The following is a 17,725-nucleotide window of genomic DNA, read 5'->3' on the forward strand; positions in this document are numbered from 1 at the left end:
ATTTTTTGATTTGATTAGTTTTTATTTTAATAAAGTTGGAAATTATGAAAAAGTGGTTGGCATCAATTTTATCCCCCTTTTTCTTTTTTTGTTTTTTAAAATTAACAAACCAAATTTAAAATAAAATTACTCTTGCAGTAAAAAAATTAATTTTTAAAATTAGCTTGTTGCTAAATCACGAAATATGTGTTAAGCCTATCTTTAATTTTTTAGTTGTTTTAAAAAATAAATTTTGCTATCACAAAAAATTAAATAATTAAATTCCGTTGTTTTTTCGGTTATCTTTTTCTAACTTTTGAGATGCAAACATATATTTAAATAATGTAACTTTAAATCTTGAAAGTTTAGACAAATATATTTAATTTTTTTATTTGTTTTTAAAAATTTAATTAAAACTTTTTAAATTAAAAAGAATATATTTAATGGTGCGTGATAAAAATATTTGGTTATTATAATAATTTATCTTTTTGACTTTCTTGATTTTCAAAAATAAAAAAATAAACGCTTGTTATTTTTCAAAAAAACATTATTCAGAAAAATGAAATTATGAAAATTTCAACATTTAAAACGAGTAGCAGATAAGCCTATCCTAATTTTTCTTAAAAATTTTTTAAATTTTTTTAGCTTAACTTAAAAAGATATATAATCCATGTTATTTCATAAAAATCATAGATATTCTAATGATTTTTTTGAAAATAATTGGCAGTAATTGTAATTTTTCCTGCCTTAATTTTGGTAAGCAAAAAATAATTTTCAACAGTCGTTTGAAGAAATCTTTAGTTGAAAGGATATAATAATATTTTTCTATTAAAAGATTGCAGATGATTTAATGATTATTTTTTTGAAAATTAATTTATTAAATTTTTAAAACCAATATTATTATAACTTAATTTAGGATTGATGTTGGAACAAAATAAAAAGCATTTAAAAACAAAACCGGGATTTGGTGCTGTTGTTTTTTAGGTGTTGTAGAATGATAAAAATTATTTTATTTGCTTTTGAGTTTAGTTGTTTTTTCAAAATTTTTTAGAAAGTGTTTGTCGAAAAACGAAAAAATAATTGGTAGTGGTTGTTTTTTTTATTTTTTAATAAGTTTGCCAACAATTTTATTTTTGAAGTTGCGCGCTGTTCCTTTTTTTAAGACTTTTGATTTAAAAATTATTCTTTAAAACTAAAAAAATTTTATAAGTTTTTTCATGATTTGTTAGTTTAAAAAGATGAAAAAAATTAATAATATATATGGTAAATATATAAAGAAAGAAATAAAAACTTTTGAATAGTTTTTATTTCTTTCTTTATATTACATATACATATATTATACTATTAAATAATATTATTACTTTATAATTAATAAAATATAAAATTTTTTTCTTCAAAAAACCAATTAAAAACTGGTACTGGTTGAGAACAACAAATTTAAAAATAATTAATATTTTATATTTTGACAAATAATTTTAATTATGTTATAATAAAAGTAATTAATAAACAATTTGGTTTTTCAGAAAATCATATTTTTTTTGGAAAAAAATGTTGTTCTCAAATGGTGCCATTTTTGTGGAGCTTACCATACAGAGGGCGTTGACAACAAAACCATTGACGGCATAAAGCTAGAAATGATAAAGAAATACCACAAAGAATACGTCAACAACCAATACAATCCGCAACCTGTCAAAAAAGTATTAATACCAAAAGATAAAAATAAAACGAGACCGCTAGGCATCCCAACCATAAAAGATAGAATAATCCAGAAAGCAATGGAACAACTTTTAACCCTCTATTTTGAAAACATCTTCTCAGAATGGAGCTTCGGATTCAGAAGCAAGAAATCATGCCATGATGCCGTAAAACGTGTCAAACAAAGATTCAAAGGGATAGATTATATAATAAAAATCGACATTAAAGGTTACTTTGAAACCATCAACCACGATATCCTCAATAAGATGTTAAACAAATACATCAGAAAGGCCAAAACGTTAAAAACAATCAACCAATGGCTCAAAGCAGGAATAATGGAAAATGGAATCAAATACGAATCATTATCAGGAACACCGCAAGGTGGGATAATATCCCCTTTATTATCAAATATATATTTACATTACATCGATAAGAAAATGGAAGAACTGATAAGAAACGGCAAACCGATAATGAAAGCAAATCCCGAATATTGGAAGGCATACACAAAAAAACAACATCACAATCTATCAATAGATAGTGAAATAAACCTGAACCCAAACCCGAGAATAGAATACATCCGCTACGCAGATGATTTTATTATTGGAATAAAAGGAGAACACCACGAAGCAGAAAGGATTAAAACCCAAGTACTCAAATGGCTAGAACAAGACTTGAAACTCGTGGTAAACCGCGACAAATCAAAAATTGTAAAAGCCACTAAGGGCACAAGGTTCCTATCTTATATGGTAAAGGTAAACCCAACCAACAAAACCCGCAAAAAGAAAACAACAAAAAACTCACTGAACGGGCAAGTACAAATCCAAATCCCAAAAGACACAACAAGAGACTACGGGAAAGAATACGGTTGGACCAAAAACGGGAAAGTAAAACACGACGAAACACTAGCAAGTAGGGAAGCACTAGAAATAATACGAACCTACAAATCAATAACGCTCGGCATTATCCGATACTTTTGTCTAGGAAACAACCTAGCACAATTAACACATTTATACTATTTGGCGGAATACAGTTGTTTAAAAACACTAGCGAGAAAATGGAAAACATCTATCGCAAAAGTTCGGCGAAAATTAAGGAACGGCAAAACTTGGGGGATTCAATACAACCTCAAGAATAAAACCAAAGTTGATAGCTGGGACAAACTGGACTGGGAAAAGATAAAAAGGATGAGAAAAACAAAGGGGAATCCCGATGTAATTATCAACCGTTATCTCTACCAAGGACGAACAACACTAACATCACGCTTAAAGGCGGAGAGATGTGAAGTTTGCCAAACAGAAAACATCCCACTAGAAATCCACCACACAAAAACAGTGAGAAACTCCAACTGGCAAAGTATCCTTAATAAACAAACAATCGCTTTATGTAGGAATTGTCATCGCAAGAGAACAAACCAACAAATAAACGATATAACCCAAAACAAAAAGAAGAGAATGATTAAGATACACAGTTAACCGCAAGGTTAATCCCGTAAAAAGGGTAAATGATGGAAAGCCGTATGCTTGGAAACTTACTCGTACGGTTTGGAGGGGGGGCTGTTTGTAATAGAAAGTAGAAAAACAAATCCTACAATCGAAACGCAAATAATCTATCCCTATAAAAGATAGTCTTTTTTTGTTATTCGGGGCTGTCAATATTATATTCCTCACGACACCCCTTTTTTTATGTTATAATATCATAAGATTGGAATTATTGAAATCGTTTTTTTAGATTCTGATTCTAAAATTAAAAAAATTTCCAAAGGGAAAAAGGGAAGGTGTTTTTTGAAAAATTACAACGCAGACAGTATTCAAATTTTAGAGGGTTTGGAAGCAGTTCGTAAAAGACCAGGAATGTATATTGGCTCTACTGCTGCTAAAGGATTACATCATTTAGTTTGGGAAATTGTTGATAATTCCATTGATGAAGCTTTAGCGGGTCATGCAAACGAAATCACTTTAGAGATTTTACCCGGAGACATCATTAGTGTAACTGATAACGGTAGAGGAATTCCTGTAGGGATTCACCACAAAACAGGTAAACCAGCGGTAGAAACCATTTTAACTACTTTGCACGCAGGAGGAAAATTTGACAGCTCTTCTTATAAAATTTCGGGCGGTCTTCATGGAGTGGGAGCCTCTGTTGTAAATGCTTTATCTAGTTGGTTTAGTGTTGAAATTCATTTGGATAAAAAAATCCATTATCAAAAATATGAAAAAGGGGTCCCTGTTGCTCCTTTAGAAGTTATTGGTAAAACAGACCGCAAAGGGACAGTTATTAAATTTTTAGCTGATCCTTCCATTTTTCAAGAAACTACTATTTACGATGCCAAAATTTTGAAAGAACGCATCCAACAATTATCTTTTTTAAATAAAGGACTTAAATTAAATTTAATTGACCAAAGACAAGAAAAACCTGTAAGCTTTAATTTTTATCACGAAAAAGGCTTGCAAGATTACCTTACTTTTATTAATCAAACTTATATGCAAAAACCTTTTCATAATCTTTTTGTTTTAGAAAAAGAACTTGATAATTTGGCTTTAGAAATTGTGTTTGAATACACTGTTAATGATGATGAAAAAAGTAAACAACAAGAAGAAGAACAAGCAATTAAAAATTACACTCAAACTCAAAAAATTTATTCTTTTGTTAATAACATCCACACTCATGAAGGCGGAACACATGAAGAAGGTTTTAAATTGGCTTTAAGTAGGAATTTTTCTAAATATGCTAAAGATTATAATCTTTTAAAAAAAAATGAAAGTTTATTAAGTGAAGATATTTTAGAAGGAATCACTGCAATTATTTCTTTAAAGCACCAAGATCCACAATTCGAAGGACAAACTAAAGCTAAATTAGGCAATGTTGAAGTAAGACAAATTGTTTCTCAATATTTTGGTGAAGCTTTAGGAAGATTTTTATTAGAAAATCCAGGTGATGCTAAAAAAATTATCGAGAAATGTTTACTTTCTGCAAACGCTCGTCTAGCTGCAAAAAGAGCGCGTGAAATTGTAAGAAACAAGCCGCTTGATACTTTAGGTTTTGCTGCTAAATTAGCTGATTGCCGTAGCAAAGATCCAAAAATTTCTGAACTTTATATTGTCGAAGGAGATTCTGCAGGAGGTTCTGCTAAACAAGGAAGAGATTCTCATTTTCAAGCAATTTTGCCTTTAAAAGGGAAAGTGTTAAACGTTGAAAAAACTCAATCTTCCAAAATTTTAACTAACAAAGAAATCAAATCCTTAATTCAAGCAATTGGCATAGGTGTTGATATCAATAAACAAAAAAACCTCAACTTAGATAAATTACGTTATCATAAAATTATTATTATGACCGATGCGGATGTTGATGGTGCTCACATTAGAACCTTGCTTTTAACTTTCTTTTTCAGAAATTTAAGGATTTTAATTGAAAAAGGTTATATTTATTTCGCAAGACCTCCATTATATAAATATCAAAAAGGTAAAAATATTACTTATTTTTACGAAGAAAAAGAGAAAATCGATTTCTCCCTCAAAAAAAATATTAAAGATGGTTTTCAAAGATATAAAGGATTAGGTGAAATGAATCCGGACCAACTTTGGGAAACTACAATGAATCCTGAAAAACGAACACTTTTACAAGCCTCTTTAAAAGATGCTTTAAATGCTTTAAGCGACGAAGAAGCGATCAAAGAAGCAAATTCAACTTTTAATATCTTGATGGGTAAAGAAGTTTTTCCAAGAAAAGAATTCATTTTAAATAATGCTTTAGAAGCGGATTTAGATGTTTAAAAACTATAAAAACAACCAGCTAATTAAATAAAGTAAAGAGGCAAAAAACATGATTAACCAAAATCCTAATTTGAATCAAGGAAAGATTAAAGAAGTTAATTTAAGCGCAGAAATGCGAAAATCTTTTTTAAGTTATGCAATGAGCGTGATTGTTGCTCGCGCTTTGCCAGATATCCAAGATGGATTAAAGCCGGTCCAAAGACGTATTTTATACGGAATGAAAGAATTGTCTGTTTATAGTAATTCTAGTTATAAAAAAGCTGCTCGTATTGTCGGTGATGTGATGGGGAAATACCATCCCCATGGTGACTCTAGTATTTACGAAGCGATGGTAAGAATGTCACAAGATTTTAGCTATCGTTATCCTTTAGTGGACGGACATGGTAATTTTGGCTCCATTGATGGCCACAAAGCAGCGGCTATGCGTTACACAGAAGTTAAAATGGCCAAAATCGCAATGGAATTAATTAAAAACATTGACAAAGAAACTATTGAATTTGTAGATAATTATGACGGAAGTGAAAAAGAACCTTTGGTTTTACCAACAGCGATTCCTAATTTATTAATTAACGGTGCTACCGGTATTGCTGTTGGGATGGCGACAAAAATCCCTACTCATAATTTAGCTGAAGTGGTTGATGGTTTAATTGCTTATATCAAAGATAAAAATATTTCTATTCTTGGATTGATGCAATATATTAAAGGTCCTGATTTTCCTACTGGAGGCGAACTTTTAGGTTTGAAAGGACTTGAAAACGCCTACAAAACCGGTCAAGGATCGGTTATTATAAAAGCCAAAACTCATATTTTAGAAGAAAAGGGAAAAACTTTAATTGTTGTTACAGAAATCCCTTATCAAATTAAAAAAAGTGCTTTAATTGAAAAAATTGCGTTTTTAGTAAAAGATAAAGTTATCGAAGGAATTACAGACCTTAGAGATGAATCCAGTCGCCAAGGGATGAAAATAGTTATTGAATTAAAAAAAAATGCCAATTCCAAAGTCATTTTAAACCAATTATATAAACATTCTCCATTAAGAATTTCTTTTGGGATTAATATGGTTGCTTTGGTTGACAAAAAACCGCAATTAGTTTCTTTAAAAACAATTTTGGAAGCTTTTTTTAATTTTCGTATTCAAGTCATCAACAAACAAAAATTTTTTGAACTCAAAAAAGCTCAAGCAAGAAAACATTTAGTTTTTGCTTTTTTAACTATTTTAAAAGATATTCAAAATGCTATTAAATTAATTAAAAACTCTTCGGATACTAAAGATGCTCAGCAAAAATTAATGGATCAATATCAATTTGATGCAATCCAAAGTAAAGCCATTTTAGAAATGAGTTTACAAAGATTATCTAACCAAGAAACTCAAAAATTATTTATTGAAGAACAAAAACTAACAAAAGAAATCGCAGAATGCCAAAGCATTATTGAGTCTCAACCAAAGAAAGAAAAAATATTAGAAAAAGAACTTTTAGAAATTAAAAAGAAATATCAAGATGAAAGAAGAACTGTTCTTAATTTTGATGCTGCTTTAGATGACAAAGATGAAGATTTAATTGAACAAAAAGAAATTATTATCACAATCACTAATAAAGGTTATATTAAAGTTACGGATGCAGAATTTTACCGTCAACAAAAAAGAGGCGGCAAAGGCGCTGCTGGCATGAAAATTTATGAAGAGGATTTCATCGAACATTTGTTATTCACTTCTACTCATAATTTTCTTTTGTTTTTCACTAATAAAGGTAGAGTTTATCAATTAAAAGGATATCAAATTAATTTAAGCGATAAAAGCTCTAAAGGGATCCCTTTAGTTAATTTATTAAATTTGAAACCAGGCGAAACTTTAACTTCTTGCGCTAGTGTCAAAAATTTTGATCAACCCGATAATTATTTATTTTTTGCTACTAAAAAAGGCATAGTTAAAAAAACTTCTTTAAAAGAATACTCTAATATTCGCGAAAATGGCAAAATTGCCATTGTTTTAAGAGATGATGATGAAGTATTAACGGTTGCAAACACCAATGGACGTCAAAATATTATTTTGGCTTCCAATAACGGTAATGCTATTTGTTTTGATGAATCCCAAACTAGAAAAACTAGCCGACAAAGTCAAGGCGTTATCGGAATGGATTTAAAGAAAGGCGAATTTTTAATTGGTGCTGCTTTGTTTGACCCCAATTCCAAAGATCAAAGTATTTTAGTAATGACTGAAAAAGGCTATGGAAAAATTACAAGTGTCAATCAATATCGCATTCAATCCCGCAATGGCAAAGGTTCAAAAACAATTAAAATTAATAGTAAAACAGGAAGACTAATTGCTTTAAAAACTGCCGCTTCTTCACAAGATTTAATTATTTCTTCTGATAAAGGACAAGTGATAAGAGTGTCTATTTCTGATATCAAAAACACTAAACATAAAGCAACTCAAGGAACTAAAATTATAAAGTTAAAAACCGGTCATAAAGCTGTTTTAGTTGCAGTTGAGTCAAAAATTAATGATTAATCCCAAAAATCCCTCTTTGTCAAAAACAATTTCTTTAACTAAAATAACTAATTCTTCAGCTCAAACTCAAAAATTAGGTTTTTGGTTGGGAAATCAATTAGCGAATCGAACGGATAAAACAATTATTTTGTTGCAAGGAACTTTAGGAACCGGAAAAACAACTTTTACTAAAGGTTTTATCAAATCTTTTGGCATTAAACAATTGGTAACAAGTCCTACTTTTGTTATTTTAAAAACTTACGTTGGTCTTAAACAAAAAATTTATCATCTAGATTTATATCGCCCTTCTTTGTCAATGGATCTTTGCCAAGATTTATTGGAAGATTTTGGCAATCAAGATTTTTTAATGGTTGAGTTTCCAGAAGATTGTAGCAAAGTTTTTCCTGATTTTAATTTTTTAGTTAAAATTGATTTTTTAAACAAAAAACAAAGAAAAATTACAATAAAGCAAATAAAAAACTAAATAAAAAAATATTTTATTTTAAACAACCTTTTACTTTTTTAACTTCTCCAAAAGATTGATAATTCTAAACCCTAAACTTTACAACAATTTTTTTATAATAAAAAACTTAAGAAAGCATTTTTTTATGATTGCAAAAAAACTTTTAATTTTGGATACTTCTACCAAAGCTCAAATAATTATTTTTTCAAATAATAATCAAATTAAAACCTTACAAAAAAAACTTTTTGTAAAAGATTATGTTGCCTCTATTGTCCCTTTGATTGATCAAGTTTTACAAGCTAACAAAATCACTTTAAAAGAAATTGATGCTTTAATTGTTGGCGTAGGTCCTGGTTCTTATACAGGGACAAGAGTGGCTGTATTAACGGCCAAAATGCTTTCTTTAAGTTTACAAATCCCTTTATATCAAATTAGCAGTTTACTTCTTTTAACTAGTGGTTATGATTTTCATTCTCTCACTCCTTTAATTGATGCTAGAAATGATGCTTTTTTTGCTTTAAATATTCACAATAATCAAATTCGTTTAAAAGAAGGCCGTTATCATTCTTCTTTTTTGGAAACTTTTTCCAATCATTTATTAATTACTCCTCAAACTATTAAAATCGCACTTGCTCCTCTTTTTCAGTTTATGAAAAAAGTGCCAAACCCTCATTTATTAGTTCCTAATTATCTTCTTTCAATTCAATCACAAAAAGAATAATTAATTTATGTCAAACTACCTTATATTATAAAAAAAGAGTCTTGTTACAAAGACTCTATTTTGTTATCGTAAGACATTTTTTTGCTTTATTAAACTATTTTTTATTTTGAAAAGATATGGAAATATCTAACTAATTTTAGATTTTAAAGAATGATTAAAATTTTTTAAGTTTGTTTAAAAAACCTAACAGATCGAATTATTAAAAATATTTTCAAAACATTTATTAAAATTTTTTTTATCTAATAAAATTAATTTTTTAATTTAAAGTCTAAAATAAGTTAATGAACTTTAATTTATAAAATAAAATTATTTACTAAAGTTTTTTTCTGCTCTTATAGCCTTAATTTTTTTCTTTAGCTTTTATCCACGTTAAAAAAATATGTTAATTGATTTATAACTTATTCTATCAACTAAACACTAATTTTTAATTTAAGAAAATCGCAATTTAAAAAACTTCCTTTCCATCTTTTATATTATTGTTTTATATTAAAAAAAAGAGTCTTGTTGCAAAGACTCTATTTTTATAACCTAAAAAAATAATTAGATTTTGTTGGTTTTTTTCTATTTTTTAATTAGAAGACTGATAAACATAATTAAATTTTAATCCTTTAACACCATCCGGAAAATATTGTTGCAAAGTCGTCAATTGATTTAAATTATTGTAATTATATTCATATTTAAAATTATTATTTGATTGTGGATTTTCTTCTTCTTTGACGATAATTTGCCCTAATTCATTATATGTGTATGTGTATTTTTTATCGTATATATTTTCAAGATAACATTTTTTTTCTTTTATTTTGTCATTCTTGTTGTAAATTAAATCGCATTTGTGTTCATCACTTCCATCGCGATTATAGTATTGTAAAGAGATTATTTTGCCTTCGTTATCATAAAAATATTTGAGTTTTTGATTTGCATTTAGCTCTCCTTCATTGGAAGCTTTTTTTGTTGGCAAAACTTCAAAGATGATGTAATCATTTAAAATAGAAATGCTGTTTTGATTTTTGGTTAATGGAAGGTAAATATTGTTGTTTGGTATTTTTGGAACTTTTTGGGGATTGATAATTGGAGTTTGGGTTGCGTTATTATATATTTGCTCTTTTTTATTGTGTATTTTTTCTTTTTTAGTTTGAAGAAAATAAATGAGGCTTGTTATCAAGACTAAAAGGAAAAGGGCAATGAAGCATATTTTTTTCCTTTTTGAGTTATTATTCATTTTGTTGTTCTTTCTTGAGGTTTGTAAATAAATTAAAAAGTTTGTTGTTTTATTTTTTGAGACAACTTTGGGTTTTAAAATTATTGAACTTTTTCCAAAGTTTAGCCAACTTTTTTTATGTTTTCTTTTAAAATTAAAAAATATTGCGACAATTTAGAATTTATTCAAATTAAAAAAAATCTAAAATTTTACCATTCGATTTAAAAAATAATTCTCAACTATAAAATTACTTCATTTTTTGATGGTTTGTTTATTTCTGTCAATTGGTTAATATTAAATTTTTCAAAAATTTAAGTATTTATTTTTCATAAACTAAACAAATTTTCCTCACAAGCTTGAAAAAATAATGCATCCAACCAAAAAAGCATCAAAAGAGATGATTTTTTTGCCAAATGGCAAACAAACACATTTGGATATGGTCCTGAAAAATGGGGTTGTTAAATAACAAAATAATATTTTTTCAAACTACTTATTAACATAGTTTGTTTTTTTGTTAGTTTTTTTGCTGGCTAAACGAGATTTTTAGTTTTTTATATTCTTTTCTTAGTGTGGCTGATACATTGCAAATGTTTGATTATACTTATGTTTATTGTTTCATATTTTTTTAAATTTGTTTTTAAAATTAGTTTTTATAAAAATGTTTTTAGACAAAATTGGAAAATTATTTTTAGTTTTAAAGATTTTTTAAAAGCAAAAAGCTGTCCATATTTTTTTGAAGCAGATAAAATAAATGAAAAAAGGCATAAAAAAAAGACTATCTCAAAAAGATAGACTTTATTTTTTGAAATAAAAACTTAATTATTGCTAGAAATCTGATATTTTTTATCAATTTTTTAACTTCATCTAAAAAACTTACCTTTTGGGAAGTATTTTTTAATCTTTTGTTAAACTAGTTTTTTTAATCTTCGTTTTTATCTTTTTTGTTATGTTTAAGTTAAATTTAGTTGTTTATTATGATAAATTATATTCAACAAAACCTTTAAATTGGCTAGAGCCATTAGCTGTCACTTTTAATTTATTGTCAGCTACAGTTAATGTTACATCAGCTAATTTAACTTGGCTATCAGCATTTTTTTTAACTTTGTTTAAAACAGAATCTTGTTGAGGAGTAGTTATTTCTTCTTGGGTTAAAGTAATTTTTTCTGAAGCTGGTTTTAAAACAGTATTTAATTCTACTTTAGCTGGTGCTGCTTGTGAAGCTTGTACTAAATTATATTCAACATGTCCTTGAAATTTACTAGAATCTTTAGCAGCCACTTTTAGTTTTTTACTTTCATCAGTTAAAGTAATTGTAATGTCCGCTAGTTTAACTTGGCTATCAGTATTTTTTTTAACTTTGTTTAAAACAGAATCTTGTTGAGGATTGGTTATTTCTCCTTGGGTTAAAGTAATTTTTTCTGTATTAGTTTTTAATACGTTGCTTAGTTGTATTTTCTTAAAAAACATAAGCCAAACTAAAACCGCTATTACTACCGCTAAAACAACTGCAACAGCTGAACTAACTAGTATTTTTTTCTTTTGTTGTTCTTCCATTTTTGTCTCCTTTTTTTCTTTTGTTTGTCAAAAATTAATTTTATTTTTTTAAAGATTATCAAAAAAATTGCTTAATTTATCAAAAAAAATCATTCAATCACTACCGCTTTATCTCAAAAAAATATTTCTCTAAATTAGTTAAACAACTTTATTTAATTTATCAAAAAAAATTGGCAAAAAAAGTTTTTGTCTTTTCTCACGCTCTATTGTTTAAAAAAAATTTTCATTTGTTTTTTTGGGTTTAGAATTTGGGGTATTTTTTTGATAATTTGCTTATTCTTTTTTTGATATTTCTATTTAATTTTTTTAATTATTTTTTTATAATAGGTTTTTCAATCAATTTTGCAAACCTATTATTATCATATCATTATTTTTTTATTTTATTGCATTAAAAAAATTAAATAGAAATATCAAAATTATTTTTAGTATTTTTGGAAAACCACTTTTTAAGGTGGTTTTCCCGTTTTTTTAGTTTTGAAAAGTACGTACAAAATTAACGTCACTTTTTTTATTTAATTTTATAAAAATGTGACAACAAAACGTCACATGTTGTTTTTAATTTTTTAATTGTTCCAAAGAAAAATAACAACACTTTCAATCAAGTCTTTTAATAAAGCTTTAGTAAGGTGTTCAGTGATGAATTTGCATGATGGATCTTGTTGCTTTACGATTTCAACTTTTGCTGTTTCAAAGATATTTTGCAAAGTATCTTTTAAAACTTGTTTCATCCAAACACCATCATAAAGATGTTTTTTAAAATGATCAACTTCAACATCACTCCAACGAGAAACATTTAAAATGTCGTCAATTAAAAGATTTAACCAAACTGTTACTGTTCTTTTGTTATCTGGATAATTTTTTCTTAAATCGACTTGAATTTCATTGACTACTTTTGATGTTGCCAAAACTGTTTTATTAGCTAAAGAATCTTTGATATCATTCAGTAAATCTTTGCTTTCAGTAATAGTTCTAACAACTTCATGCGTGTTTTCGTCATTTTCAGCGGCAAAAGCAAATGGCACAAACCTTTCGCACAACAAGAAGCAAACTAACATCAAGATAATTAAATAATTGCGTTTGAAAAAAATTTTTTTCACAATTACAAAACCCCCTAATAAAAAATAACAAACAGAAAATTTCTTCTTGTAATTAAATTTTATCATAAAAAACTCATTTAAGACAATTTTTTGCATCATCTCAATTGCATTTGTTTTTGTTTTACAAGTGATTCCTTTTTTTGTGGCTTTTGTTTGATGGAAGATGTTTTTCAAACTCTTTCTTTTAATTTACTTTTTGATTTAAAAATTTCAATTATACATGAATATATTCCTTTCAAAATTGGAGTTATTGAATAAAAAAAATAGTTTTTTCAAACTACTTATAAGACTAGTTTATTTTTTTAGTTTTTTCATTTGAAAAATTATAAACAAATTAATTAATTTTTACGTTTTTCATAAATAAATTGTTTTTTAATTTGAATTTAATATTTTGAAGTAATAAAAAATTTTAGTTTGGAGGGGATTTTAAAAAAAATTAGTGTTAATATTATATTAATAATTTTTTCAGCATCCCATGTTATCAAAACCTTTTATAAAAGGCCACAAAAAAACAAACACACATAAATAAACATGAAAGAAAAATTATTTCCAAACTCAACTAAAACAAATATAGGATTTTGCATCAGTAACGATTAATTAAAAATAAAACATAGTTTGTTGGGGTTTTGAGATAAAAATATTAATTATAGCATAGTGTAATATTATATTAATAGTTATTTTTTCAATTTCAATTTCAGACCCATACAGACCCATAAGTAGTTAAAATACTATTTTTTTTATTCAACAATCCCATTTTTCAGGACCATATTCCCTTCGTTTTTATTTTTTTAAAATTTTTTTGTTTTTTAACCGAAGTTTTTAAGAACATTTATTTTCCCTCTTTTCTTATTTTTTTCTCGAAATAACAAAAATACCAAATGACTTTAATAAACGGTTTGAAAAAATACTATTTTTTTAATCAACAATTCAAGATCATATTATTCGGTTTTTGAGAAAAAATACCATAAATAAAAAAAATCATTAATTTTTTTGCTTTTTTGATAATTTTTTTAAATAAAAAAATTGATAACAAATTAAAATACAACAAAAAAAAATATAAAATCTGTTAAAATAAAATTGTATAAAATAATTTGTTTTCAAATTGTTTTTTTGGATTAAGCATAATAAATAACAAAATACATACAAAAATAGCTAAAAAACTTAATTCTTTTGCAGCTTGAGTAATTTTAATTATTCGGAAAGGTTGTTAATGATTAAAAAGACAAAAAAAGAATTTATAAGCTTGATTTTTTCATTTTATTTTTTTCATCAAAAGAATTCCATTAGGAAATAAAATATTTTAAAAAATTATTTGTTTCCTTTGTTTTTTTGTATTTATAATATTTTTTTTAACTATAGTACCAAATATCAAAATAAATTATATAATAAAAATATTTTAAAAAAAGGGCATAAATAAATGAAAATTAAAAATAAAGTAATGTTGATCACTTATCCTGATTCATTGGGAAAAAACATTTCAGATTTAATTAAAGTTTTAAAAGAAGATATTGGCAACGATGTTATTGGAGGAGTTCATCTTTTGCCTTTTTTCCCCTCCACAAGTGACCGCTGCTTTGCACCTTCTGATTATAATTTAGTTGATCCTGCTTTTGGAGATTGGAAAGATATAGAAGAATTAGATAAACAATATTATTTAATGTTTGATTTTATGATTAATCATATTTCACGTGCATCTGTCATGTATCAAGATTTCAAAAAGAATCATGAATTATCCAAATATAGTAATTTTTTTATTCGTTGGGAAAATTTTTGGTTAAAAGCAGGTCAAAACAGACCTACACAAGAAGATATTGATTTGATTTATAAACGAAAGGACAAAGAACCCAACCAACTTATTAAGTTTGATAACGGCCAAAAAGAACACCTTTGGAACACTTTTGGCGAAGATCAAATTGATATCAACATCAATGATGATATTGCCAAAGAATTTATTAAAAAAACTTTAGAATTTATGGTGAAAAAAGGGGCTAGTTTAATTCGTTTAGATGCATTTGCTTATGTTTGTAAAAAAGCTGGTACAAATTGTTTTTTCTTAGAACCTGAAATATGGGATTTGTTACATGGAGTAAGCGAGATTTTAAAACCTTTAGGAGCTTGTATATTGCCAGAAATTCATGAACAATATTCTATTTCTCATAAAATAAGCGAACAAGGATATTTTATTTATGATTTCGCACTTCCTTTGGTAGTCCTTTTTACGATGTATTCAGGAAAAACACATCGCTTGAAAGAATGGCTTGCAAAATCTCCCATGAAACAATTCACTACCCTAGATACTCACGACGGCATTGGGGTTGTTGATGCACTTGATATTCTTACAGAAGATGAAATTAATTATACCTCTAAAAGAATATATAAAATTGGTGTTAATGCTAAAAAAATTTATTCCACTAAAGCATACAAAAACCTAGATATTTATCAAATCAATTCAACTTATTATTCAGCCTTAGGCAACGAAGATGACACTTATTTATTAAGTCGTGCTTTTCAAATTTTTGCTCCTGGTATTCCTCAAATTTATTATGTTGGTCTTTTGGCAGGAGAAAACGATATTAAATTATTAGAGGCGACTAAAGAAGGCAGAAACATCAACCGTCATTATTATTCTCGCGAAGAAATCAAAGCAGAAGTCAAAAGGCAAGTTGTAGTTGATTTATTTAAATTATTAAAGTGGCGCAATGAATGTCAAGCCTTTGATTTAGATGGAAGTATTTTTGTTGATCCTACTTTAGAAAATCATAAGATCAAAATCTTACGTCAAGATAAAAGCGGTCAAAATAAAGCTGTTTTAGAAGCGGATGTTGTTAGCAAAAAAATTATTATTACTCACAACGGCAAAGAAATATTTAAAAATTAAGTAAATTTGTTAAAAAAATAAACTCTCACAGTTAAAAGCTGCAAGAGTTTATTTCTTTTTTTATTTGGCTGAAAGAATTGCTAAAAAAGCTTTTTGAGGTAAATCTACTTTACCTAAAGTTTTCATTTTCTTTTTCCCTTTTTTTTGTTTTTCGAGTAATTTTTTTTTACGCGTTACATCCCCGCCATAAAGTTTGGCTGTGACATCTTTACGCATAGCCTTAATTGTTTCTCGGGCAATAATTTTTTTACCTAAAGCGGCTTGAATAGGAATTTCGAACATTTGTTTTGGAATAAAACTTTTTAAAGTTTCACAAATAGTTTTTCCTCTAGAATAAGCGAAATCCTTATGAACTATTAAAGATAAAGCATCAACCACTTCACCATTTAATAAAATATCCATTTTTTGCAATTTAGAAACACGATAATTTTCCATTTCATAATCAAAAGAAGCATAACCTTTTGTGAGAGATTTTAATTTATCAAAATAATTATAAATAGTTTCTGAAAAAGGTAATAAATAATTAATTTTTGTTCTTTGTTGGTCAATGTATTCGATGTTTTGCAAACTACCTCTTTTATTTTGCGATAACTCCATTACTTTACCAATGTAGATTTCGGGACAAATAATAGTTGCTTTAATAAAAGGCTCTTCAATTCTTTCAATCATTTGTGGTGATGGTAATTTAGAAGGGTTATCAACTAAAATTTTTTCTCCTTTGAGGTTATAAACGTGATAAATAACTGAAGGAGCTGTTGTAATCACTTCTACTCCAAATTCACGACTAATACGCTCTTGGATTATTTCCATATGCAAAAGTCCTAAAAACCCAGTTCTAAAACCCAGACCCAAAGCAGAAGAACTTTCTGGTTCAAAAACTAAAGAAGAATCACTTAATTTTAATTTTTCTAAAGCTTCTTTTAATGCTTCGTATTTGTTAATTTCGATGGGATAAAGGCCACAAAAAACAACAGAATTCATTTTTTTATAACCTGGCAATGGTTGGATTGCGGGTTTGTGATTGGAAGTTATAGTGTCTCCTACACTGACATGGTTAATACTTTTGATGGCAGCAGTAAGATAGCCAACATCTCCTGGAGCTAGATAATCTTTGCTAATTTGTTTTGGATTATAAACTCCTACTTCCACAACTTCATAAACGTGTTTGCCTGCCATAAAAAGGATTTGATCGCCTTTTTTGACTGTTCCGTTAATAATTCTAATGGAAGGGACAACTCCTTTATAAGGATCAAAATAAGAATCAAAAATTAAAGCTTGTAAAGGAGCTTCCGGGTCTCCTTTAGGAGGGCTTATTTGAGTTACAATTCTTTCTAAAATATCAATTACACCTGCCCCTGTTTTTCCGCTAGCACTAATCGCCATTTCAGGATCAATATTCAGAATGTCTTTAATTTCTCCTTTAACTCGTGGAACATCAGCGCTTGGGAGGTCTACTTTATTTAAAACAGGGATGATTGTTAAATTGTTTTCTATTGCTAAATAAACATTAGCAAGAGTTTGGGATTGAATTCCTTGAGCGGCATCAATAACTAAAATAGCACCTTCACAAGCAGCCAAAGAACGCGAAACTTCATAACTAAAATCAACATGTCCAGGAGTGTCAATTAAATGCATAATATATTGTTGTTTATTTTGGGCTTGATAAAGGATTTGAACTGCATTTAACTTAATTGTAATTCCTCTTTCTCTTTCTAAGTCCATGGAATCAAGGATTTGGGTTTGCATGACTCTTTTGTCAATAGTCCCTGTTATTTCCAAAATGCGGTCTGCTAAAGTTGATTTTCCATGGTCAATGTGAGCAATGATGGAAAAATTACGAATTCTTTTTTGCCTTTCTTTTATTTTTGTTATGTTCATTTGT

Annotated in this window: 9 protein-coding genes and 1 pseudogene; 6 read left to right on the forward strand and 4 right to left on the reverse strand. The window is 27.5% G+C overall.

The window, feature by feature from the left end; all coding sequences use genetic code 11:
• Positions 1-1,568: 1,568 nt before the first annotated feature.
• The 5 genes and pseudogenes from SLY_RS03105 to tsaB form a co-directional block, all read left to right on the forward strand.
• Positions 1,569-3,146: pseudogene (locus tag SLY_RS03105) on the forward strand (reverse transcriptase domain-containing protein); the annotation flags it as partial.
• Positions 3,147-3,455: 309 nt separating this feature from the next.
• A complete protein-coding gene (locus SLY_RS03110) occupies positions 3,456-5,444 on the forward strand; it encodes a DNA topoisomerase subunit B (RefSeq protein WP_012358797.1) in 1,989 nt (662 codons plus the stop codon).
• Between the two features lie 49 nt (positions 5,445-5,493).
• Positions 5,494-7,953, forward strand: coding sequence for a DNA gyrase subunit A (gene gyrA / locus SLY_RS03115; protein WP_012358798.1), 2,460 nt, complete (start codon positions 5,494-5,496; stop codon positions 7,951-7,953).
• Positions 7,946-8,416 carry a tRNA (adenosine(37)-N6)-threonylcarbamoyltransferase complex ATPase subunit type 1 TsaE gene (tsaE, locus tag SLY_RS03120; protein WP_012358799.1) on the forward strand — a complete coding sequence of 157 codons (471 nt, stop codon included), beginning with the start codon at positions 7,946-7,948 and terminating at the stop codon, positions 8,414-8,416. Before gyrA ends, tsaE begins: the two co-directional genes overlap by 8 nt.
• A gap of 124 nt (positions 8,417-8,540) precedes the next feature.
• Positions 8,541-9,116, forward strand: coding sequence for a tRNA (adenosine(37)-N6)-threonylcarbamoyltransferase complex dimerization subunit type 1 TsaB (tsaB, locus tag SLY_RS03125; RefSeq protein WP_235043255.1), 576 nt, complete (start codon positions 8,541-8,543; stop codon positions 9,114-9,116).
• A 568-nt stretch (positions 9,117-9,684) separates the two neighbouring features.
• Here tsaB and SLY_RS03130 read toward each other — a convergent pair.
• The 3 genes from SLY_RS03130 to SLY_RS03145 all read right to left on the reverse strand — a co-directional run bounded on the left by SLY_RS03130 (position 9,685) and on the right by SLY_RS03145 (position 12,965).
• Positions 9,685-10,278 (reverse strand): hypothetical protein, encoded by a 594-nt coding sequence (locus tag SLY_RS03130; protein WP_235043256.1) that lies wholly within the window; start codon positions 10,276-10,278, stop codon positions 9,685-9,687.
• Between the two features lie 1,008 nt (positions 10,279-11,286).
• Positions 11,287-11,868: a hypothetical protein gene (locus SLY_RS03140; protein ID WP_015638141.1), complete on the reverse strand. Its 582-nt coding sequence runs from the start codon at positions 11,866-11,868 to the stop codon at positions 11,287-11,289.
• A gap of 563 nt (positions 11,869-12,431) precedes the next feature.
• Complete coding sequence (locus tag SLY_RS03145) at positions 12,432-12,965, reverse strand: hypothetical protein (protein WP_235043257.1); 534 nt, start codon at positions 12,963-12,965, stop codon at positions 12,432-12,434.
• Between the two features lie 1,417 nt (positions 12,966-14,382).
• Between SLY_RS03145 and gtfA the strand changes: the two genes are divergently transcribed.
• A complete protein-coding gene (gene gtfA / locus SLY_RS03150) occupies positions 14,383-15,843 on the forward strand; it encodes a sucrose phosphorylase (protein ID WP_015638144.1) in 1,461 nt (486 codons plus the stop codon).
• A 60-nt stretch (positions 15,844-15,903) separates the two neighbouring features.
• On the opposite strand, the gene lepA is transcribed toward gtfA, so the two are convergent.
• Entirely contained in the window at positions 15,904-17,721 is a 1,818-nt protein-coding gene (gene lepA / locus SLY_RS03155) for a translation elongation factor 4 (RefSeq protein WP_012358806.1), read from the reverse strand.
• Positions 17,722-17,725: the final 4 nt, after the last annotated feature.

Source organism: Strawberry lethal yellows phytoplasma (CPA) str. NZSb11 (assembly GCF_000397185.1).
GTDB classification, from domain to species: Bacteria; Bacillota_I; Bacilli_A; order Acholeplasmatales; family Acholeplasmataceae; genus Phytoplasma; species Phytoplasma australiense.